Here is a 21,192-nt window from a genome sequence, read left to right as displayed (position 1 = left end):
CGGCGGACTCATTCGGCCTACAGAGTTCCGGTTCGTCACAGCAGGCCGGCAGCAGGAGAGGGAGCCGGGCCGCCGGAGGGGTAGCGCGTCAGACCGCCGGGGACGGGAACGTCGGGTACTCCACGCCCGAGACGTGCTGGACGACCCGGACCACCTGGCAGGAGTAGCCGAACTCGTTGTCGTACCAGAGGTAGAGGATCGCGTTGTCGCCCTCCACCTTCAGCGCGCCGGCGTCGACGATCGACGCGTGGCGCGAGCCGATGAAGTCGCTGGAGACCGCGTCCGGGGCGGTGATGAAGTCGATCTGGCGCTTCAGCGGCGAGGTCAGCGACACCTCGCGGAGGTAGTCGAGCACCTCCTCGCGGGAGGCCTCGCGGGCCAGCTGGAGGTTGAGGATGGCGATCGACACGTCCGGGACCGGGACCCGGATCGAGCTGCCGGTGATCCGGGCCTTCAGGTCGGGCAGCGCCTTGGCGACGGCGGAGGCGGCACCCGTCTCGGTGATCACCATGTTGAGCGGCGCGGACCGGCCGCGGCGCTCGGACTTGTGGTAGTTGTCCAGGAGGTTCTGGTCGTTGGTGAACGAGTGCACGGTCTCCACGTGCCCGCGCAGCACCCCGTACTCGTCGGCCATGGCCTTCAGCGGCGGCACGATCGCGTTGGTCGTGCAGGAGGCGCAGGACAGGATCTGCTCGTCCGGCTTGACGGTGTCGTGGTTGACGCCGTGCACGATGTTCGGGACGTCGCCCTTGCCCGGCGCGGTCAGCACGACCTTCTCGATGCCCGGGCGCAGGTGGTTCGACAGACCCTCGCGGTCGCGCCACTTGCCCGTGTTGTCGATGAGGATGGCGTCCCGGATGCCGTACTCGGTGTAGTCCACGGCGCTCGGGTCGTCGGCGTAGATCACCTTGATCTCGTTGCCGTTGGCGAGGATCGTGCTGTTCTCCTCGTCCACGGTGATGGTGCCCTGGAACTGGCCGTGGATGGAGTCGCGGCGCAGCAGCGAGGCGCGCTTGACGATGTCCTCGCCGCCCGTGCCGCGCACCACGATGGCCCGCAGCCTGAGGCCGTTGCCCGAGCCGGCCTTCTCGATGAGCAGCCGGGCGACCAGGCGGCCGATGCGGCCGAAGCCGTACAGGACGACGTCCCGCGGCTCGCGCTGCTCGATCTTGTTGGCGCCGGTGGCCCCGGCGACCGCCTCCGCGGTGAACGCCTCGACGCTCAGGCCGCGCTCGTCGGCCTTGTGGGTCGCGGCGAGCATGCCGATGTCGATCTGGGAGGGGCCGAGGTCGAGCGCGGTGAGCGCCCGCAGGAACGGCATCGTCTCGGTGACCGACAGCTCGGCACCGTCGATCTGGCGGGCGAAGCGGTGGGTCTTGAGGATGCTGACCACCGACTTGTTCACCAGGGAGCGGCTGTGGAGGAGGACCGTCACGTCCCGCTCCCGGTGCAGCTTCCCGATGAGCGGGATCATCGACTCCGCGATCTCCTCGCGGTTCTTCCAGTTGGTGAACGAGTCGTCGTTGACAGTCACAGACCTGAATCTCTCGATCGAGCTGGGTAGCGCTCATATGCTAAACCGACCGGTGAATGATCGATCAAGGGGGTCCGGGTGTGACGCGGGTCGCGAAGTTCTGAACCCGGGCGGAAGACCGTAAGAAACCTCCGTGCCGTGTTGCGGCGCCGCGGGCCGCTGCCGAAGGTCGGAGCGTGAGCACGTCCTCCGTCCCGCGGTCCGGGTCCGCCGCGCAGACCGGTCCCGCCCGTCCCGCACCCGTCGGCCGCACCCTCACCGGCCCGCTGCCCGCCCTGCTCCTGTTCGCGGCCGTGCGGCTCGCCGGAGTCGCCGCCGTCGCCGCGGCGAACCACGCGCTGCGGCGCCCCCTGGTCAGGGACCTGGCCCACGCCTGGGACGCCCGCTGGTACCTGCACATCGCAGCCCACGGCTACGGCGACCTCATCGAGATCACCCGCAAGGGAGCCGTGCAGACCGACTGGGCGTTCTTCCCGCTGTACCCGGGGCTCATCCGCGCCGTGACGACGGTCCTGCCCCTCACCCCCGGGGAGGCCGCGCTGGCCGTCGCCTGGACCGCCGCGGTCGTCGCCGCGTGGGGCGTGTACCGGATCGGCGACCACCTGTACGGGCGGGCCGTCGCCACCGCGCTCGTCGTCCTGTGGGCCGTACTGCCCCAGTCCGTCGAACTCACCATCGCCTACACCGAGTCCCTCTTCTCGGCCCTCGCCGCATGGTCCCTGTACTGGCTCCTCAGGGACCGCTGGCTGTGGGCCGGCTGCCTGGCCGCGCTCGCCGGTCTCTCCCGCCCCAGCGGCTTCGCGGTCGCCGCCGCCGTCCTGGCCGCCGGGGCGTACGAAGCGGTACGGCGGCGGGGCCGCGTTCCCCTCGCCCTGTGGGCCGGGTGCCTGCTCGCCCCGCTCGGCTGGCTCGCCTACGTCCTGTGGGTCGGCCGGCGCACCGGCAACCTCCTGCACGGCTACTTCGAGGTGCAGCGCGCCTGGAGCTCCCGCTTCGACTTCGGCGCGGGCTCCCTGCGCTTCCTCAAGGGCCTGCTGCTGCACGGCGGCGGCTTCGTCTACGCGGCGGACCTGGTGATCGTCGCTGCGGGGCTGCTGCTGTTCTGCCTGCTCTGCCTGGACCGGGCCCCGCTCGCCCTGGTGGTCTTCGCGGGCCTCCTGGTCCTGCTGGTCGTGGGCGGCTCGGGCTCCTTCTCCTCCAAGCCCCGCTTCCTGCTGCCGGCCTTCCCGCTCCTGATCCCGATGGCCCGTGCCCTGGTCAGGACCCGGCGCGTCCGGCCGGCCCAGGCCGTCCTCCTCGTCGGCGCGCTCGCGGCGGTCTCGCTGCTTTTCGGCGCGTATGCGGTGGCGGTCGCCAGGTCACCCCTGTGACGTCCAGGTGCCCCGCAGGTCGGCGGCCACGTCGAGGAGCAGGGCCCGGAAGACGTCCGCCAGCGGGGTGAGGGTGGTGTCGGAGCGGGTCACGGTGTGCACGTCCCGGTGGAGCGCGGGGTCGGCGAGGGGCCGGTGTGTGGTGCCCGGCACGGGGGTGAGGGCCATCCGGGAGACGAGGGCCACGCCGATGCCGGTGCCGACCAGCGCCTGGGCGAGGTCGTACGACGCCGTCTGGAAGCGGATCCTGGGCGTGAACCCGGCGTCGCCCGCCGCGCGGTGGAGCTGTTCGTGGGCGGCGTGCCCGGCCAGGATGGTGACCCACGACTCGTCCCGGAGCTGCTCCAGGCGCAGAGGAGTGCCGTCGGGGGAGTGGGCGACCAGCGGGTGGTCGTCGGGCAGGACGACCACCATGGGGTCCCGCAGCAGCGTGCGCACGGTGATGTGCGGGGGCGGCTGCGGGGGAGTGGCCCAGGAGGCGATCACCCCGACGTCGAACTCTCCCGCCTCGACCTTTTCGACCCCACGGTTCGACAGCAGGTCCTCCACCGACACGTCGGCCTCCGGATACCGGTGGCGCAGCGCGGTCAGGGCGGGTGGGAGCAGGTGCAGCCCCGCGGCCAGGAAAGTGCCCACCCGCAGGCGCAGCGACAGGCGGCCGAGGAGCGCGGCGAGCCGCTCCCCGGCCAGTTCCGTCTGCTCGTCGACGACCCGCCCGTGCTCTGCGAGCAGCGCCCCGGCCGCCGTGAGCGAAGCGCCGCGCGGCCCGCGCAGCACCAGCGGCGCGTTCCAGTCCCGTTCGGCCCGGGCGACCTGCTGGGTCACCGCGGCCGGGGTCACACCGAGGGCATGGGCGGCGCCGGTGAGCGAGCCATGCCGGCCGATCAGGGCGAGCAGGCGCAGCTGACCAGGATCCGAGGGCATCAGCATTCAGACATCTTAAAGCTGACCCCCAGAGACATTACTTCTCTTCACGCACGCCCCGCGCCAGCCTGGTGACGGATCATCCGCCCCGCACCAGGAAGAAGGCGGCGACACCGTGCCCACCCATCTGCCCCTGTTCGTGATCACCACCTGGCTGCTGGCCATGCTCCCCGGCGCCGGCCAGGCCCTCATGGTCCGCCAGGTCCTGGAACTGGGCCCGCGCCCGGCCCGGGCCACCATCGCGGGCAACGCCACCGGACTGCTCGTCTGGTCGACCGCCGCCGCGGTGGGCCTCTCGGCGGTGCTCCTCGCCAACCCGCACGCCTATCTGCTGGTCCGGCTCGCGGGCGGGGCGGTGCTGCTCCTGCTGGGGTTCAACACTCTCAGGGCGGCGGTGAAGCACACCGCCCCCGATGCCCCCGACGCCCCGGGCGCCGCGACGGCTGGTCCCACCGGACTGCGGGGTGCGTACGGCGCCGGACTGGGCACGGCGCTGGGCAATCCGAAGGCCGGTGTCTTCGCGGTCTCGGTGCTTCCCCAGTTCGTCACGACGGACGGTCCCGTCCTCCTGAGCAGCATCGCCCTGGGCGTCCTGTGGGCCCTCGTCAACGTCTCCTGGTACGTGCTCTTCACCTGGGCCGTCGGCCGCGGCCGGGCCCTGGTGTCCCGGCCCGAGGTACGGCGCGGGCTGAACATCGTCACCGGCGTGGTGCTGTGCGGGCTGGGCATCGCGGTGGCCGGAGGAGTCTGACCGGCCCGGGACAGAACAGTGGCGCCGGTCACCGCGTCGGGACCGGCGCCACCGGGCATCTGGACCGCCGACGGCCTAGCGGGGGTTGAACACGACGCTGGCGAAACGGGCGGTGCTGGGCGCCGAGTGCCCGGGGGCGACGCGGCGGGCGGTGCCCTTGCACTTCGCCTTGCTGTAGACGACGAGCGCCTTCTTCGTGGCGTTCTGCGGCCCGCGCGCCTCCTGTGCCATTTCCAGGCACTTGCGGTCCGGCGGGTTCTGGATGGCGTACGCCTTGCCCTTCGGCCCCACCCAGACGAACGTCCCGTCGGCGGCTGCCGCCGGTCCCATGGTGATGACGGTGAGGGCGAGCCCGCCGAGAGTGACGGCGAGCGGGCGGAGGAGGCGCATCGTGAAGTCCTTCGTGAACGGTGAAAGCGGTGACCGACGGGACCCCGGGCACACCGGGATCCGCGGTGCCAGCACACACCGTCACCGCATCCGGATGCCCGAGCGACACGGAGACGTCCCACGTCCGGGGGACGCGCGTCGGCGTGTCGTGACGCCCGGTCCGGCCGGACGGAGGCTCACACGAACGCCACGACCAGGGCGACCGCGACCGTGAGTGCCGAGAGCCCGACCATCGCCGTCCGCCAGGCGAAGGGCGGCGGCGGGACCGGGGGAGCCGGGGCGGGGACGTCCTCGCCCAGGTGGGGACTGTCCAGCCAGTAGGCGTCGGACAGTTGGGCGAAGGAAGGGGTGTCGCTGAGGCCCATGCCCGTACCAACGTCCGCGACGCGCACGGGAGTCGGCGGGACCGGCGTCGTCACACCATCGGGGCAATCCGGTTCCCCGCGATTCCCTGCCGGAATTACGGGATAAAAGAGTACATTCCTGACCATTGCTTGAGGGAGATCTCACCGGCGGACGGGGCAAGGGATGAGCACGGACGACCGCGGCACGGTGACGACCGGGATCGCACGACTGCACGCGGCGCCCGCACTCGCCGGACCCGGCCGCTTCGGGCTGGTCACCAACCACACCGGTGTCCTGCCGGACCTGCGCCCGGCCGCCCCCGCCCTGCTCGCGGCCGGCGCGCCCCTGGTCGCCCTGTTCGGTCCCGAACACGGACTGCACGGGACCGGCCAGGCCGGCGAGAGCGAGACGGCCCGGACCGACCCCGGCACCGGCCTGCCGGTCCACGACACCTACCGCCGCGACGGCGAACGGCTCGACAAGCTGCTGATCGACAGCGGCGTCGACGCCCTGGTCCACGACCTCCAGGACATCGGGACCCGCTGCTACACCTACGTGTGGACCATGTTCGACCTGATGGTCTCGGCGGCCCGCACCGGCATCCGGTTCGTGGTCGCCGACCGGCCCAATCCGCTCGGCGGACTCCTCAGCGAGGGCCCGCTGCTCGACCCGGGATGGGCGAGCTTCGTCGGGCGCGCCCCGGTCCCCGTCCGGCACGGCCTCACCTGCGGCGAACTCGCCCGGTTTCTCAACGCCTCGGCCGTACCCCGGGCGGCGGGCCGCCCGGCCGACCTGACGGTGATCGAGGCCCTCGGCTGGCGGCGCGCCCTGGACGCCACCGGCACCGGCCTGCCCTGGATCGCCCCCTCGCCGAACATCCCGACGCCCGCCACCGCCGCCGTGTACCCCGGCACCAGCCTCTTCGAGGGCACGAACCTCTCGGAGGGCCGGGGCACCACCCAGCCCTTCGAGATCGTCGGCGCCCCCTACGTCGACGCCCGGTTCGCGCCCGCGCTCGCCGAAATCGGCCTGCCCGGCGTGCACTTCCGCGACCTGCGGTTCGTGCCGGCCTTCCACAAGCACGCCGGACGGCAGCTGCGCGGGGTCCAGCTGCACATCACCGACCGCGCGGCGTTCGCCCCCGTCCGCACCGCCGTCGCGATGCTCGCCGTGCTCCGGCGGCTGTACCCGGACGACTTCGCCTGGCACACCACGGACGAGGGCGCCGAGGGGACCGGGCACCGGCACTTCGTCGACCTGCTGTGGGGATCCGACCGGCTGCGGCGCGCCGTCGACGGGGGCGACGACCCGCTGCCGCTGTGCGACCCGCCGGCCCCGCCCGCCCGCTGGGCCGGCGACGACGTCCTGCTCTACCCCTGAGACCGGCTGTTCCCTCCGCGACAGCCTGCCGCCCCGCCCGGAAGGACACCCCGTCGATGACGGATCTCACGACTCTCCCGACGCCGACCCAGGCCGGGATCCGCGGCTTCCGCGCCGGGGACGGACCGCGGGTGGTGGCGGCGTGGCGCCGGAGCGCGCCGGCCGACCCGATCACCGCCGACCGGTTCCGTTCCCTGGTACTGCTCGACCCCAACTTCGACCCGGCGGGGCTGCGGGTCGCCGTCGACGGCGACCGGGTCGTCGGCGCCGCCTACGCGGTGCGCCGGCTGACCCCCATGGCCGGCACCGACCTGGAGCCGGAGCAGGGCTGGATCCCGTTCTTCTTCGTCGCCCCGGACGCCCGCGGGCGCGGTCTCGGCCGCCGGCTGCTCACCGAGGCCCTCGACTGGCTGGACGGCCACGGCCGGACGCGGGTGGACTTCTCCTCGTACACCCCGAACTACGTCTTCCCCGGCCTGGACGCCGAGGCCTATCCGGAGGCGGCGGGGCTGCTGGACTCCCTGGGTTTCCGCACCCTGTACGAGGCGGCGGCGATGGACCGCGTCCTGGTCGGCTACCGCCTCCCGGACGAGATCGCGCTGCGCATCGCCGAACTGACCGCGCGCGGCTACCGGTTCGCCACCCCGGCCGACGACGACCTGGTGGACCTGCTGGCCCTCGCCGGTGACCACTTCGGGCCGGACTGGGCCTGCACGATCCGGGCCTGCCTGACCGCGGGCACCCCGCTCGACCGGATCGTCGTGGCCCGCGACCCCGGGGGCCGGACGGTCGGCTGGGCCATGCACGGGGCGTTCGACTCGGTGGACGAACGGTTCGGGCCGATCGGCGTGCTGGAGGAGCTGCGCGGCACCGGACTCGGCGAAGTCCTGCTCCACCTGGTCCTGGAGCGGATGCGGGCGCTGCGCGCGCACTCCGCCTGGTTCCTGTGGACCGGCGCCCAGTCCCCGGCGGGCCACCTCTACCGCAAGAGCGGCTTCACCACGACCCGGGTCTTCAGGGTGATGCGCAGGGAGGCCGCCCGGTGACACCGTCACTGAGCCGTCGTCACTTCGCGCTCGGCCTGCCCGCCGCGCTCCTCGCCTCCGGCTGCGCCGCCCCGCACCGGGGGACCGGGCGGCCCGGCGACCCGGTCGTCCTCACCCTGCTCTCCCACTACGCGAGCGGGGAGCTCAAGAAGGCCCTCCAGGAGCCGGTGGACGAGTGGAACGCCCTGCACGACCGGGTCAAGGTACGGACGAAGGCCGTCGAGTTCACCGACCTGCTGACCACCGTCATGGTCCGGCAGGCCGCGGGACAGGGCACGGACATCCTGCACCCGTACTGCCTGTGGAACGGCCAGCTCGTCCGCGCCGGGGTGCTGCGGCCCGCACCGCCCGAGCACGCCGCGGAGATCAGCCGCGGTTACGGCACCGCCGCGGTCGGCTCCGCCTCGGTCGAGGGCAGGGTCTACGGCTACCCCACCGAGATGCAGACGTACGCCCTCTACTACAACCGGCGGCTGCTGCGCGCGGCCGGCGTCGACGGCCCGCCGCGCACCTGGCCGGAGCTGGAGGAGGCCGCCTACCGGACCGCCCGGCGGGACCGGTACGGCAACACGCTGGTCCAGGGATTCGGCCTGTCGACCTTCGACGACTCCACGACCGTCGGCCAGACCCTCGCCCTGCTCAACGCCGCCGGCGGGCGGTTCGTCTCCGCCGACGGCAGACGCACCGCCATCGACTCGCCGACCGGCCGCGCCGTGTTCGACCTGGAGCGCCGCCTCGTCGACAGGGGCGCCAGCGCCCCCGGCGTCAACGTCTACCAGGCGTTCGCCTCCGGACAGGTTGCCATGGTGATCAGCGCCGGCTGGTGGACGGCGAACCTGAAGGCACTGATGGGCCCCGCCTACCGCGACGTCGGCGTCGCCCCCGTGCCCCTCCCCGAGTCCGGCGGCAGACGCGCCACGCTCTCCACCGGCTTCATGCTCGGCGTCAACACCGCCAGCGAACACCCTCACGAGGCCTGGGAGTTCCTGCACTGGCTCAACACCGAGAAAGTGCAAGGCACCACCCGGATGAGCGCCCTGCAGGCATCGGTCGGCTCCCTGACCGGCCGAGCCGACGACATGCGCAGGCTCCTCGGCACCGGCGGCGACCCGAACCTGCACGCGTTCCTGGACGCGCTGGCCTACGCCGTACCCGAACCGAACGTGCCCGGCGCCCAGCAGGCCAAGTCGCTGCTGCGCAAGAACATCGAGGCCCTGTGGACCGGTCAGCAGACGGTCGACGAGGCCCTGCGCGCCACCCGCCGCCAGGTCGACCAGGAGGTGGCGCGCTCATGGTGAACGCCACCCTGGCACCGCAGCCCACGAAACGGGCGGCGCGCGACGGGTCCACCGCCCTCGGAGTCCGTGTCCGCGCCCGGCACCGGCGCCGCCAGGCCGCCGTCGCCTACCTCTTCCTGGCGCCGACCCTGCTGTTCTACTCCGTCTTCCTCGCCCTGCCCCTCGGCTTCGCGGTGCTCCTGTCGACGTCCCGCTGGGCCGGGTTCGACCTCGGCGACATCGACCCCGTCGGCCTGGACAACTTCGCCGGCCTCTTCGCCGACGGCTCCACGTTCCTGGTGCCGGTCCTCACCAACACGCTGCTCTTCGCCCTGGGCACCGTCGCCCTCGCGCTCGCCGGCTCGGTGCTCGTCGCCACCTGCATCGACAAACTGCGGTTCCAGGGGCTGTGGCGCACCCTGTACTTCCTGCCGATCGTCACCACCGTCGTCGCCGTCGGCAACGTCTGGAAGTACATGTACCAGCCGGGCGGCCTCGTCAACGGCGTCCTCAACGCCGTCGGCCTCGGCTCGGTGGCCTTCCTCCAGGACCCGGACACCGCACTGCCCGCCGTGGTGGTCGTCCAGGCCTGGGCCTCCGTCGGCTCGGCGATCCTGGTCCTGACCGCCGGGCTGAAGTCCATCCCCGAGTCGTACTACGAGGCCGCCGCCCTCGACGGCGCCGGGCCCGCGACCGTCTTCTGGCGGATCACCGTGCCCCTGCTGCGGCCGTCCCTGCTGTTCGTGTGCGTCACCCAGTTCCTCACCGGCCTCCAGTCCTTCGCCCTGATCATCGTGATGACCAAGGGCGGACCCGGGGACGCCACCGACGTGGCCGCCCTGGAGATGTACCGGCAGGCCTTCTCCTACGGCGACTGGGGCACCGCGAGCGCCGCCGCCTTCGTGCTGTTCGCGGTGGTCCTCGCGGTCACGCTCGTGCAGTTGTGGCTCTTCCGGCGCAAGGGGGAGGACGCGTGATCCGCCGCCGTTTCCCGTGGCTGTCGTATCTGCTGGTGGTCACCGGCGCGGTGCTCACGGTGGTGCCGTTCGCCGACATGCTGATGACGTCCTTCAAGGGACCCGACGAGGCGGGCACACTGCCGTACCGGTTCCTGCCGAAGGCGTTCGACCTGTCCAACTACCGGGCGGCGATCCACCAGCTCGACCTGCCGGTGCTCTTCCGCAACAGCGTCGTCGCCACCGCCACGATCACCGGCTCGGTGCTGCTCACGTCGTCGCTCGCGGGCTACGCGCTCGCCAAACTCCGCTTCCCCGGACGGGACTTCGTCTTCCGGCTCGTGCTGTCGACGATGATGTTCCCGCCGTTCCTCTTCTTCGTCCCGCACTTCCTGATCCTGGTGCACTGGCCGCTGGCCGGCGGCAACGACCTGCTCGGGCGCGGCGGCGCGGGACTGACCGTCAGCATCGTGGCGCTCGCCATGCCGTTCCTCGTCAGCAGCTTCGGGATCTTCCTGACCCGCCAGTTCATGGTCTCCATCCCGGACGAGGTCCTGGAGGCCGCGCGCATCGACGGCGCCGGCGAGTTCGCCGTGTGGTGGCGGATCGTCGTCCCGCAGACCAAGCCGGTCCTGGTCACCCTCGGCCTGCTCACCTTCGTCGACGCCTGGAACGAGTACATCTGGGCCCTGCTCGTCTCCACCGCCGACCCGGACGTGATGACCCTGCCCGTCGGCATCCAACTCCTCCAGGACTACGTCGACCCGACCCGCACCCTGCCCATCGTCATGGCCGGACTGGTCCTGAGCGTCCTCCCGGTGCTCGTCCTCTTCCTGCTGCTCCAGAAGTACTACATCAGGGGCGTCATGCTCAGCGGCCTCAAGTGAGGGCATCCCGCGGGCGGCCGGACGGCCGCGGGCGAAGGCGACACGGCGAGCCGCCGGACGGTGCCGGAGCGGCGGTGGGCCGCCCGGGTGGGGCGGCGGGCGGCGCCGGTCACGCGTGAGCCGGGCGGCGCCGCACGGCGCCCACCGTCACAGGCCGCGCCAGACGTTGTCGAACGCCGCGTCCTCGATCTCCCTCCGCTGGCGTACGGCGGCCAGTTCCGTCACGGCGTCGTCCACCGCGGCCACCACCGTCACGATCGCGTCGGAGACCGCACTCGCGAGGTCCTTCGCCGCCTCGTCCCGGATCCCGACCGCGGCGGCGAGGGCGGCGAGCACCGGCTCGCCCGACGCCCAGCGCTCGTGCGCCCGTGCCCGCTCGGGCGAGTCCGCGGCCTCCGTCCGACCGGTCGGCAGCGACAGCCAGCGCCGCCGCTGCTGGGCGACGGTCCCGTCCGCCTCCAGCGCCTCCAGATAGACGCCGCCCAGGCCGCGCCCCCGCCGCCACAGCCAGTCCTCGACCGACTCGTACGGCGTCTCACGCCGCAGCGCCGCCACCGCCTCGTCGAGCAGCCGGTCGTCCGTCCCGCCCGCCGGAGCGGGCACGACGAGCTCGTCGTCGAGCGTGACCGCCCCGGCGTCGATGAGGTCGACCAGCTCGGCTCCCGCGAGCGCCAGCGAGAGGTCACCCTGCTCGACGGGCCGCGCGGCGGCGTCGTACACGGTGACGAGGAACAGGTCCCGGGGTGTGGTCATGACGGACTCCCCAACAGAGACGACGAGGGCATCAGAGGTATCTGAAGCACTACAGGTACCAGAGGTACGCAATGGTGTCAGGGACAACGACGGCGCCGGCGGATTCGATGCCCGGTCGGACGCCGCCGCCCGTGCCGTACCACCACCATGTGCCGTCGGCGGGCGCCCCGCAGCACGACGTGCGCGCGCCGGGCCCCGGGCGCCGGTCCGCGCCGCCGGTGCGGCTCCCGGACGCGCGATAGGCTGCTGCGCGATCAGCAGGGTGACGTCGGCCGGAGGTGGATGGGCATGACCGCGCACGCCGAGCCGTCGGCCGCCGTCGGCGCGGGCGGCCGGGACAGCCGGCTGGGCCCGCTGATCATCACCCTCTTCGCGCTGTACGCGCGCCGCGAGCACAACTGGCTCTCCGTCGCCTCCGTGATACGCCTGATGGCCGACCTCGGCGTGGAGGGGCAGGCCGTGCGTTCTGCGGTCTCCCGGCTGAAGCGGCGCGGGGTACTGCGCGGGGAGCGCCACGAGGGCGCCGCCGGGTACGCCGTCTCCGAGGACACGCTGGAGGTGCTGGAGGACGGAGACGTGCGCATCTTCGAACGGAACCGGGCAGGGGCCGGCGACGGCTGGCTCGTCGTGGTGTTCTCCGTGCCCGAGTCCGAGCGCGACAAGCGGCACGCCCTGCGCACGGCCCTCACCCGCCTCGGCTTCGGCACCGCCGCCCCGGGCGTGTGGGTGGCGCCCGGCATCCTGGCCGACGAGACCCGCCGCACCCTCCAGCGCCTCGGGCTGACGCCGTACGTCGACATCTTCACCGGCGACCACTTCGCCTTCGGTGACCTGTCGGCGAAGGTCCGCGAGTGGTGGGACCTCGACGAGCTCGCCGCGCTCTACGCGGACTTCCTGGAGCGGTACCGGCCGGTGCGCGAGCGCGCGGCGGCGGGTGCGGTCCCGGCCCGGGAGGCGTTCGGGATCTATCTGCCGATGCTCACCGAATGGCGCCGGCTCCCGTACCGCGACCCCGGACTGCCGCTGTCCCTGCTGCCGCCGGGCTGGAGCGGCGACACCGCAGGCGCGCTCTTCGAGGAGCTGGACAGGACCCTCCGGGAGCCCGCCCGCGCGCACGCCCTGGCGGTCATACACACGGGTTAGGACACCCGGGCCCGGCACCTTGCACCCGGTCCCCGGCACCCTGCATCCGGCACCCTGCATCCGGCACCCGTCCCGGGCCTACGGCCTGACCAGCCGTTCCTCCGGGATCACCGCCACGCCGAGGATCTCGATCAGCGCCTCCGGCTGCCAGAGCGCGGTGCAGCCGATGCCGGCCATCGCCGGGTACACCGGCCCCGCCAGCTCCCGCCACACCTTGCCGATCTCCTTGCCGTGGGCCTGGTAGCCGGGGATGTCGGTGAGGTAGATCGTCACGCTCACCAGGTCCGCGGGCTCGCCCCCGGCCGCCCGCAGCGTGGTCAGCACGTTGCCGAACGCCTGCCGGAACTGCTCGACGATCCCGCCCGGAACGATCTTCATGTCGGCGTCCAACGCGGTCTGACCGCCCAGGTACAGCGTGTTCCCGGCGAGCGTTCCGTGCGAGTAGCCGCTCGGCGCGGGCAGGTCGGGCGGGTTCACGGCGACGGGAGTCATCAGGCCTCCGGTTCGGTCGGGTTTGGCGCCGGCCGCACGGCCGGTCGTATTGACAATAAATGACGGCCGTGAAAAATACGAGATAGAGCGCGCGGTCCGGATCCGGACCCCCGCGAGCCCACGGAAACGGAGTCGATTCCATGGAGCCTGACCTCGGCAAGTACCGGCTTGAGGGCGACAACGCGATGTACCGGCCGGCCAGCGGCATCGTCGCCCCGGTCGTGACCCGGGCCGGCCGGGAGGACGTCAACACCGCCGACTCGGGCGGCGCCGTCCGCGTGTCGGGCGTCAGCGCCGGGCAGACCCCGGCGCGCCGCCTGTGGTACGGCAAGGTCAGCAACGAGCCGGGCTACCGCTCGGTCTCCCACCACCACGGCGAGGCCGAGACCGGCGGCTACGTCCTGTCCGGCCGGGCGCGGATCTACTTCGGCGAGAAGTTCGAGGACTACCTCGACATGGAAGAGGGCGACTGGGTCTTCGTCCCGCCCTTCATGCCGCACGTCGAGTGCAACCTGTCCCGGTCCAGGCCCCTGGTGTGGATGACCACCCGGACCCCGGGGAACATCGTGGTGAACCTCCCCGACGTGGCCGACGCCGACCTGCGCGACTGGCTGAACCGGTGACCGCCGCTCCGACCGGATCCGCCGGCCCCGCCGGTCCGACCGGCACCACCGTCCCCGCCGACTCGTCCGACGGGACCGCCCCGACCTCCGCGATCGTCACCGCCGCCCTCACCCTCAAGCCCGCCCCGCCCGAGCACTTCGACCTCGCCTTCACCGCCACCACCCAGCCGTGCCCCTGGCCCAAGGCCTACGGCGGCGACCTCGTCGCCCAGGCCGCCGCCGCGGCGATGCGCTCGGTGACCGACGGCAAGACGCTGCACTCCACGCACAGCTACTTCCTGCGCCCGGCCGACATCGGCGCGGAGGTCCGCTACGAGGTCGAGGTGCTGCGCGACGGCCGCGGCTACAGCACCCGCCAGGTGCGCGGCTACCAGAACGGCAAGGTCCTGTACGTCTGCCTCGCCAACTTCGCGGCGGGGGAGCCGGGTTCGTCCTTCCACACCGAGTTCGCCGGTGACGTGCCCGGCCCCGAGACCCTGCCCGCCTCGGCCGCCTACCTCGCCGAGCGCACCGGCGGCACCATGACCACCGGGTCCAAGGCCTACTGGAGCGCGGGCCGCGGCTTCGACATGCGGCACGTGCCCGGCCCCGTCTACCTCACCGTCGACGGCGAGCGCCTGCCCCACCAGGCCGTCTGGGTAAGGCCGTTCGACGCGCTCCGTCCCGTCGAGGGCCTCACCGACGCCCAGCGCGACCTCGCCGCCCTCGCCTACGTCTGCGACTACACCGTCCTCGAACCCGTCCTGCGCGTCCTCGGCCTGGCCTGGGCCGACCCCGGCCTGGTCACCGCCAGCCTCGACCACGCCATGTGGTTCCACCGTCCCGCACCGGTCGGCGACTGGCTGCTCTACGCCCAGGAAGCGGTGGCCGCCGACGCGGGTCGCGGACTGGGCAGCGGTCGCTTCTTCACCCGCGACCACCGCCACCTGGCCACCGTGGTCCAGGAGGGCATGATCCGTCCCGCCTGAGCCGCCCGCCGCACACCACCGGCGGGCTCCCGGAAGGAACCCCGCGTTGGCTCTTCCGCTCTCACCCACCTCGCACCTGGACACCTTCGCCCGGGACCACCTCCCGCCCGCCGGACAGTGGCCCACCCTCGAGTTCACCACCCCCGAACTGGCCTACCCGGAACGCCTCAACGCGGCCGGCGAGCTCATCGACGCGGCCGTCGAACGGTACGGCCCCGCCCGCCCCGCCCTGCGCACCCCGGCCGGGGAACTGTGGACGTACGGCGAACTGCTCACCCGCGCCAACCAGGTGGCCCAGGTGCTGACCGCGGACCTGGACCTGGTGCCGGGGCAGCGCGTGCTGCTGCGCGCGCCCAACACCCCCTGGACGGTGGCCTGCTGGCTCGGGGTCCTGAAGGCCGGCGGGGTGGTGGTCACCACGATGGCCGCGCTCCGTGCCCGCGAGATCGTCCCGATCGCCGAACACACCCGCCCGGCGCTCGCCCTCGTGGACCACCGCTTCACCGACGAGGTCCGCACCGCACTGCCCGGCCTGACGGTGGTCGCGTACGGCGGGACCGGCGACGGCGACCTGGTGGCCCGCTGCGCCGCGAAGTCCGGCGAGTTCACCAACGTCGACACCGCCGCCGACGACGTGGCACTGCTCGGCCCGACCTCGGGCAGCACGGGCGTCCCGAAGATCACCATGCACTTCCACCGGGACATCCTGTCCATCGACAACACCTTCGGCCGGCACGTCCTGCGGCTGCGCCCGGACGACCTGGTCGCCTGCACCGCGCCGTTCGCCTTCACCTTCGGCCTCGGCATGCTCGTCGTCTTCCCGCTGCGGGCCGGCGCCTGCGCCCTTCTCGCGGAGACGGCGACCCCGCCCCAGCTCGCCGGTCTCGTCGAGGACCACGGCGTCACCGTCCTCGCCACCGCGCCCACCGCCTACAAGGCGATCGTCCGCGCCCGCATGGAACGCCGGCTGGGCAGTCTGCGGACCGGGGTGTCGGCCGGCGAGCACATACCGCTCACCGTCTGGACGGAACTGCGCGACCGCATCGGCCTGAAGGTGATCGACGGCATCGGCGCGACCGAGCTGCTCCACATCTTCATCTCGGCCGCCGGAGACGACATCAGGCCCGGTGCCACCGGCCGTCCGGTGCCCGGTTACCGGGCCACGATCCTCGGCCCGGGCGGCGAGGAGCTCGGCCCGGGGGAGCCGGGGCGGCTCGGCGTCATCGGCCCGGTGGGCTGCCGCTATCTCGACGACAAACGGCAGCAGGACTACGTCGTGGGCGGCTGGAACGTCACGGGCGACATCTTCCACCGGGACGAGGACGGCTACTTCCACTACCACGCCCGCAGCGACAACATGATCGTCTCCTCCGGGTACAACATCGGCGGTCCCGAGGTGGAGGCCGCCGTCGACACCCACCCGGACGTCGTCGAGTCGGCGGTCGTGGCCCGGCCCGACCCGGAGCGCGGCTCGGTCGTCTGCGCCTTCGTCGTACTGCGCGAGGGCGTCACCGGGGACGCGGAGAAGGCCAAGGAGATCCAGGACCACGTCAAACAGGTCCTGGCGCCCTACAAGTACCCACGGGACGTGCGCTTTCGCGACTCCCTGCCGCGCAACACCAGCGGAAAGCTCCAGCGGTTCGCGCTGCGCAGGATCATCGAACAGGAACAGGCCGCCGAGGCCCTCGCCGAGCCGGTCGCCGACCCGGTCGCCGAGCAGTGAGAGGAACTCCGGTGAAAATCGCGATCATCGGCGGTGGCCCGGGCGGGCTCTACCTCGCGGCCCTGATGAAGCAGCTGGACCCCGCCCACGAGATCACCGTGTGGGAACGCAACGCCCCCGACGACACGTTCGGCTTCGGCGTGGTCTTCTCCGACGAGACGCTCGGCGGCATCGAGAACGCCGACACCGTCTTCGCCGAGGCCATGGCCCGCCGCTTCGCCCGCTGGACGGACATCGACATCCACTACCGGGGCGAGAGCCACACCGTCGGCGGCCAGGGCTTCGCCGCCATGAGCCGCAAGGACCTCCTGCGCCTGCTCCAGCGGCGCTGCCGCGACCTGGGCGTCACCCTGCACTTCTGCACCCCCGCGCCCGAGGCGGCCGGACTGCGCGCCGCCCACGACCTCGTGGTCGGCGCGGACGGTGTCAACTCCGCCGTGCGCACGGCCCACGCGGACGCCTTCGGCCCCTCGCTCGACCGGCGCCACAGCAAGTACATGTGGCTGGGCACGGACCGGGTCTTCGAGGCCTTCCAGTTCTTCGTCAAGGAGACGGAGTGGGGGGTGGTGCAGGTGCACGGCTACCCGTACTCGGACGCCGGCTCGACGTTCATCGTGGAGATGCACGAGGACGTCTGGCGCCGGGCGGGCTTCGACGCCACCGAGGACACGGTGTTCGCGCCGGGCGCCTCCGACGAGCAGGCCGTGGCGCGGATCCGTGAGCTGTTCGCCGCCGAACTCGACGGACACCGGGTGTTCGCGAACAACTCCAAGTGGCTGAACTTCACGACCGTGCGCAACGAGCGGTGGCACCACGGGAACCTGGTCCTGATCGGCGACGCCGCCCACACCGCCCACTTCTCCATCGGCTCCGGCACCAAACTGGCCATGGAGGACGCCCTCGCCCTCGCCGCCTGCCTGCACGAACACCCGGACGCCGAGAGCGCGTTGACCGCCTACGAGAGCGAGCGGCGGCCGGTGGTGGAGTCCACCCAGCGGGCCGCGCAGGCCTCACTGGAGTGGTTCGAGAACATCGGCATGTACGCCCGCCAGGAGCCCACCCAGTTCTGCTTCAACCTCCTCACCCGCTCCCGCCGCATCACCTACGACAACCTGCGCACCCGCGACGCCGAGTTCGCCGAACGCGTCGACACCGCCTTCGCCGCGGCACAGGGGCTGAGCGGCCGGGCCCCCGCCATGTTCCAGCCGTTCCGCATCGGCGGTCTTGAGCTGAAGAACCGGGTGATCGTCTCCCCGATGGACATGTACTCCGCCGTCGACGGGGTCCCCGGGGACTTCCACCTCGTCCACCTCGGCTCGAAGGCCATGGGCGGGGCGGGCCTGGTGATGACCGAGATGGTCTGCGTCTCGCCCGAGGGCCGGATCACCCCCGGCTGCACCGGCCTGTGGAACGACGCGCAACGCGACTCCTGGACCCGCGTCGTGGACTTCGTGCACGCCAACAGCACCGCCCGCATCGGCCTCCAGCTCGGCCACTCCGGCCGCAAGGGCTCGACCCGCCTGATGTGGGAGGGCATGGACGAACCGCTCCCGGACGGCAACTGGGAGACCGTCGGCCCCTCCCCGCTGCCCTACGGCCCCGGCTCACCCGCGCCGCGCGAACTCACCCGCACCGACCTGGACCGGATCAGGGCCGAGTTCGTCTCGGCGGCCCGGCGCGGCGCGGACGCCGGCTTCGACCTCCTCGAACTCCACTGCGCCCACGGCTACCTGCTCTCCTCGTTCCTCTCGCCGATCGCCAACCACCGCACCGACGCGTACGGCGGTCCGCTGGAGAACCGGCTCCGCTTCCCGCTGGAGGTCTTCGACGCGGTCCGCGCCGCCTGGCCCGCCGACCGCCCCATGATCGTGCGGATCTCCGCCACCGACTGGATGCCGGACGGCAACACCGAGCACGACGCCGTCGAGATCGCCCGCGCCTTCGTCGCCCACGGCGCGGCCGGCGTCGACGTCTCCACCGGCCAGGTCACCAAGGACGAGAGGCCCGCCTACGGCCGCTCCTACCAGACCCCCTTCGCCGACCGCATCCGGCACGAGGTCGCCGCCGCCACCGGCGCGGCGGTCATCGCCGTCGGCGCCATCGCCTCCTACGACGACGTCAACTCCATCCTTCTGGCCGGCCGCGCCGACCTGTGCGCCCTGGGCCGTACCCATCTGTACGACCCGCACTGGACCCTGCACGCGGCGGCCGAGCAGGAGTACGCGGGGGCCGCCGCCGAGTGGCCCGCCCCGTTCCGGGCCGGCCGCCGCAGGCCGCCGACCGCGCGCACCGACGCCGTACGTCCCCGCCTGTCGCTGCTGCGGGCCGGGCAGGCGGGGGAGAGCGTCCATCTGCGCTGGAAGCCCGCGGGCGAGGGGCTGCCGGCGGTGCGGTGAGGACCGGCGGGTCAGGCGGTGCCCGAGTCCCGGCTCCGCGCCGCGGTGAGCGGCAGGGTGACGGTGAACCGGGTGTCGCCGGGGGCGCTCTCCACCTCGATCCGGCCATGGTGCGCCTGGGTGATCGCGGCGGCGATGGCCAGTCCCAGCCCGGCCCCGCCCGCGGCGCCCGGGGTGCGGGAGCGGGAGGCGTCGCCCCGGGTGAAGCGGTCGAAGACGGTCGGCAGGAGGTCGCCGGGGATGCCCGGGCCGTCGTCGTGCACGCGGATCGCGCAGTGCCCGTCCGCCGTCTCCACCGTGACGGTGATCCGCGTCCCGGCGGGGGTGTGCGTCCGGGCGTTGGCCAGCAGGTTGGCGACCACCTGGTGCAGCCGGGACGGGTCGCCGGTCACCGTGGCGGGTGCGTCCAGGCACAGCACCAGCTGCCAGTGGTGGCCCGCCCCCGCGGCCCGGGCGTCCCACACCGCGTCCCCGACCAGGGTCGCCAGGTTCACCTCCACGGCCTCCAGCGGCCTGCCCTCCTCCAGCCGGGCGAGCAGCAGCAGGTCCTCGACCAGGCCCGTCATCCGTGCCGACTGGTCGGAGACCCGGCGCCAGGCCAGCTCCGGCTCGATCTTCCGGGAGTCCACGCCCATCAGCATCAACTCGGCGTACCCGGCGATCGAGGCGAGCGGGGTGCGCAGCTCGTGGCCGGCGTCGGCGAGGAAGCGCCGCATGTGTTCCTCGGCCCGCTGCCGTTCGGACAGGGACCACTCCACGTGGTCGATCAGCCGGTTCAGCGCGACGCCGACCTGACCGGCCTCGGTGCCCGGATCGGTGTCCGCCGCCGGCACCCGGGTGAGCCCGCTCACCTCGCCCCGGTCGAGCGGTACGTGCGAGACCTCGACGGCGGTGGCGGCGACCCGCCGCAGCGGCCGTAGCTGCCGCCGGACCGCCACGGCCGACACGGAACCCGCGAGGACCAGCCCGACCCCGGCGATGCAGGCCTCGATCACGACCAGGGAGTCGATCATGTGCTGGACGCCGTCCACGGGCAGCCCGGCCAGCATGGCGGTGCCGCTCTCGGTGACGGCGGTCAGCCGGTAGGTGCCGAGGCCCGGAACCGTCCGGGTGTGCAGGGTGCCGTCCGCCGGGATGCCGCCCAGGGCGGCGCGCTGGGCCGCGGTCAGGGAGCGCGGGCCCTGGTCGGTCACCACCTCGGCCGTGGCGATCTTCTCGCCGGTCATGAGCGCGGCCAGGGTGCCGGTGTGCTGGCCGCGCTCGTTGAGGAAGCCGAGGCTCGCGCCGGGCGGCGCGTGCTCCCGGCCGCCCTGGCTGTGCTCGGCGGCGTCGGTGACCCGCTGGTCCAGGTCCCGGATCAGGTAGTAGCGCTGGACCAGCACGGTGGCCACGGCCATCGCCGTGCACACGGCGGCCAGGGTGAGGGAGTGGACGAGGACCATCCGCACCCGCAGCGAGCGCCCGCGCAGCCGGGTGAGGGCCCGCCCGAGAGCCGTCATCCCTCGTCGTCCGCCGCTCTGATGACGTACCCGGAGCCGCGCACGGTGTGGATCATCGGCCGGCGCTCCTTGTCGATCTTCGCGCGCAGACCGGAGACGTACACCTCCACCAGGTTCCCGCCGCCGTCGAACGAGCTGTTCCACACGTGGTCGAGGATCCGCGTCTTGCTGAGCACCTGGCGGGGGTGGTCCATCAGGAACAGCAGGAGGTCGAACTCCTTCGCGGTGAGCGTGACCGGCATGCCGCCCCGGCGTACTTCGCGGGTCCGCTCGGCCAGCACCAGGTCGCCGAGGACCCGTACCCCCTCCTCCGCCGCGGCGGACCCGCCGGCCCCGGAGCGGCGCAGCAGCGCGCGCAGCCGGAGCATCACCTCCTCCAGGGAGAAGGGCTTGGTCACGTAGTCGTCGGCGCCGGTGGCGAGCCCGTCCAGCCGGTGTTCCACGGCGTCCCGGGCGGTCAGCATCAGCACGGGCAGCCTGGCGTTCTCGTACCGCAGCCGGCGCAGCACCTGGATGCCGTCCAGGTCCGGCAGCATGCCGTCCAGCACGACGGCGTGCGGTCCGCGGGCACGGGCGGCGCGCAGTGCGCCGTACCCGTCGCGCGCCACGAGCGGCTGCCAGCCCGCCGCGCTGACGGCGACCGAGAGCAGTTCGGTCAGCTCCGGCTCGTCGTCGACGATCAGCACCCGGATCTCGCCCGGGGCCGGTGTGGGGGTGTCAGACATGGGCGGATGC

At 72.8% G+C, this 21,192-nt stretch carries 20 protein-coding genes; 12 read left to right on the top strand and 8 right to left on the bottom strand.

Translation table 11 applies throughout. The annotated features are described in order from the left end of the window. Window positions 1–88: 88 nt before the first annotated feature. A complete protein-coding gene (locus tag AB0D74_RS47865) occupies window positions 89–1,534 on the bottom strand; it encodes a glyceraldehyde-3-phosphate dehydrogenase (RefSeq protein ID WP_362602022.1) in 1,446 nt (481 codons plus the stop codon). A 176-nt stretch (window positions 1,535–1,710) separates the two neighbouring features. Here AB0D74_RS47865 and AB0D74_RS47860 point away from each other — a divergent pair, with 176 nt between their 5' ends. Then, window positions 1,711–2,904 carry a hypothetical protein gene (locus tag AB0D74_RS47860; protein WP_362602019.1) on the top strand — a complete coding sequence of 398 codons (1,194 nt, stop codon included), beginning with the start codon at window positions 1,711–1,713 and terminating at the stop codon, window positions 2,902–2,904. On the opposite strand, the gene AB0D74_RS47855 is transcribed toward AB0D74_RS47860, so the two are convergent. Beyond that, the gene (locus tag AB0D74_RS47855) at window positions 2,893–3,834 is read right to left on the bottom strand and encodes a LysR family transcriptional regulator (RefSeq protein ID WP_362602016.1); all 942 of its coding nucleotides are present in this window, start codon (window positions 3,832–3,834) and stop codon (window positions 2,893–2,895) included. The genes AB0D74_RS47860 and AB0D74_RS47855 overlap by 12 nt on opposite strands. Window positions 3,835–3,943: 109 nt before the next feature. Here AB0D74_RS47855 and AB0D74_RS47850 point away from each other — a divergent pair, with 109 nt between their 5' ends. Beyond that, window positions 3,944–4,579, top strand: a complete 636-nt coding sequence (locus AB0D74_RS47850; RefSeq protein ID WP_362602013.1) for a LysE family translocator — start codon at window positions 3,944–3,946, stop codon at window positions 4,577–4,579. Window positions 4,580–4,654: 75 nt separating this feature from the next. On the opposite strand, the gene AB0D74_RS47845 is transcribed toward AB0D74_RS47850, so the two are convergent. Next, window positions 4,655–4,969 (bottom strand): hypothetical protein, encoded by a 315-nt coding sequence (locus tag AB0D74_RS47845; protein WP_362602010.1) that lies wholly within the window; start codon window positions 4,967–4,969, stop codon window positions 4,655–4,657. 176 nt (window positions 4,970–5,145) lie between these two features. Next, window positions 5,146–5,334 (bottom strand): hypothetical protein, encoded by a 189-nt coding sequence (locus AB0D74_RS47840; RefSeq protein WP_362602007.1) that lies wholly within the window; start codon window positions 5,332–5,334, stop codon window positions 5,146–5,148. A gap of 163 nt (window positions 5,335–5,497) precedes the next feature. On the opposite strand from AB0D74_RS47840, the gene AB0D74_RS47835 reads away from it, so the two are divergent. From AB0D74_RS47835 to AB0D74_RS47815, 5 genes are read left to right on the top strand one after another with little or no spacing between them, the layout of a single operon-like run. After that, window positions 5,498–6,694 (top strand): DUF1343 domain-containing protein, encoded by a 1,197-nt coding sequence (locus AB0D74_RS47835; RefSeq protein WP_362602003.1) that lies wholly within the window; start codon window positions 5,498–5,500, stop codon window positions 6,692–6,694. Between the two features lie 56 nt (window positions 6,695–6,750). Then, window positions 6,751–7,740 (top strand): GNAT family N-acetyltransferase, encoded by a 990-nt coding sequence (locus tag AB0D74_RS47830; protein ID WP_362602000.1) that lies wholly within the window; start codon window positions 6,751–6,753, stop codon window positions 7,738–7,740. Continuing rightward, the gene (locus AB0D74_RS47825; RefSeq protein ID WP_362601997.1) at window positions 7,737–9,038 is read left to right on the top strand and encodes an ABC transporter substrate-binding protein; all 1,302 of its coding nucleotides are present in this window, start codon (window positions 7,737–7,739) and stop codon (window positions 9,036–9,038) included. The genes AB0D74_RS47830 and AB0D74_RS47825 overlap by 4 nt, the downstream gene beginning before the upstream one ends. Then, window positions 9,032–9,994 carry a sugar ABC transporter permease gene (locus AB0D74_RS47820; protein ID WP_362601994.1) on the top strand — a complete coding sequence of 321 codons (963 nt, stop codon included), beginning with the start codon at window positions 9,032–9,034 and terminating at the stop codon, window positions 9,992–9,994. Before AB0D74_RS47825 ends, AB0D74_RS47820 begins: the two co-directional genes overlap by 7 nt. Then, a complete protein-coding gene (locus tag AB0D74_RS47815) occupies window positions 9,991–10,860 on the top strand; it encodes a carbohydrate ABC transporter permease (RefSeq protein WP_362601991.1) in 870 nt (289 codons plus the stop codon). The genes AB0D74_RS47820 and AB0D74_RS47815 overlap by 4 nt, the downstream gene beginning before the upstream one ends. A gap of 147 nt (window positions 10,861–11,007) precedes the next feature. On the opposite strand, the gene AB0D74_RS47810 is transcribed toward AB0D74_RS47815, so the two are convergent. After that, window positions 11,008–11,613: a GPP34 family phosphoprotein gene (locus tag AB0D74_RS47810; RefSeq protein ID WP_362601988.1), complete on the bottom strand. Its 606-nt coding sequence runs from the start codon at window positions 11,611–11,613 to the stop codon at window positions 11,008–11,010. A gap of 288 nt (window positions 11,614–11,901) precedes the next feature. Between AB0D74_RS47810 and AB0D74_RS47805 the strand changes: the two genes are divergently transcribed. Further along, the gene (locus AB0D74_RS47805; RefSeq protein ID WP_362601985.1) at window positions 11,902–12,756 is read left to right on the top strand and encodes a PaaX family transcriptional regulator C-terminal domain-containing protein; all 855 of its coding nucleotides are present in this window, start codon (window positions 11,902–11,904) and stop codon (window positions 12,754–12,756) included. Between the two features lie 78 nt (window positions 12,757–12,834). Here the strand turns inward: AB0D74_RS47805 and AB0D74_RS47800 are convergent, their stop codons facing one another. Beyond that, on the bottom strand, window positions 12,835–13,248 hold the full coding sequence (locus AB0D74_RS47800) for a RidA family protein (protein ID WP_362601982.1): 414 nt from the start codon (window positions 13,246–13,248) through the stop codon (window positions 12,835–12,837). Between the two features lie 140 nt (window positions 13,249–13,388). Between AB0D74_RS47800 and AB0D74_RS47795 the strand changes: the two genes are divergently transcribed. The 4 genes from AB0D74_RS47795 to AB0D74_RS47780 all read left to right on the top strand — a co-directional run bounded on the left by AB0D74_RS47795 (window position 13,389) and on the right by AB0D74_RS47780 (window position 18,958). Further along, the gene (locus AB0D74_RS47795) at window positions 13,389–13,871 is read left to right on the top strand and encodes a cupin domain-containing protein (protein ID WP_362601979.1); all 483 of its coding nucleotides are present in this window, start codon (window positions 13,389–13,391) and stop codon (window positions 13,869–13,871) included. A gap of 92 nt (window positions 13,872–13,963) precedes the next feature. Beyond that, window positions 13,964–14,839: an acyl-CoA thioesterase domain-containing protein gene (locus AB0D74_RS47790; protein ID WP_362602034.1), complete on the top strand. Its 876-nt coding sequence runs from the start codon at window positions 13,964–13,966 to the stop codon at window positions 14,837–14,839. A 46-nt stretch (window positions 14,840–14,885) separates the two neighbouring features. After that, window positions 14,886–16,562: an AMP-binding protein gene (locus AB0D74_RS47785; RefSeq protein WP_362601976.1), complete on the top strand. Its 1,677-nt coding sequence runs from the start codon at window positions 14,886–14,888 to the stop codon at window positions 16,560–16,562. An 11-nt stretch (window positions 16,563–16,573) separates the two neighbouring features. After that, on the top strand, window positions 16,574–18,958 hold the full coding sequence (locus AB0D74_RS47780; RefSeq protein ID WP_362601973.1) for a bifunctional salicylyl-CoA 5-hydroxylase/oxidoreductase: 2,385 nt from the start codon (window positions 16,574–16,576) through the stop codon (window positions 18,956–18,958). 11 nt (window positions 18,959–18,969) lie between these two features. On the opposite strand, the gene AB0D74_RS47775 is transcribed toward AB0D74_RS47780, so the two are convergent. Both AB0D74_RS47775 and AB0D74_RS47770 read right to left on the bottom strand, forming a co-directional pair. Next, complete coding sequence (locus AB0D74_RS47775) at window positions 18,970–20,457, bottom strand: ATP-binding protein (RefSeq protein ID WP_362601970.1); 1,488 nt, start codon at window positions 20,455–20,457, stop codon at window positions 18,970–18,972. After that, window positions 20,454–21,182, bottom strand: coding sequence for a response regulator transcription factor (locus tag AB0D74_RS47770; protein WP_362601967.1), 729 nt, complete (start codon window positions 21,180–21,182; stop codon window positions 20,454–20,456). Before AB0D74_RS47770 ends, AB0D74_RS47775 begins: the two co-directional genes overlap by 4 nt. Between the last annotated feature and the right edge of the window lie 10 nt (window positions 21,183–21,192).

The organism is Streptomyces sp. NPDC048278, from assembly GCF_040652195.1.
Taxonomy (GTDB): Bacteria; Actinomycetota; Actinomycetes; order Streptomycetales; family Streptomycetaceae; genus Streptomyces.
This window is presented reverse-complemented; position numbering and strand designations above follow the sequence as displayed.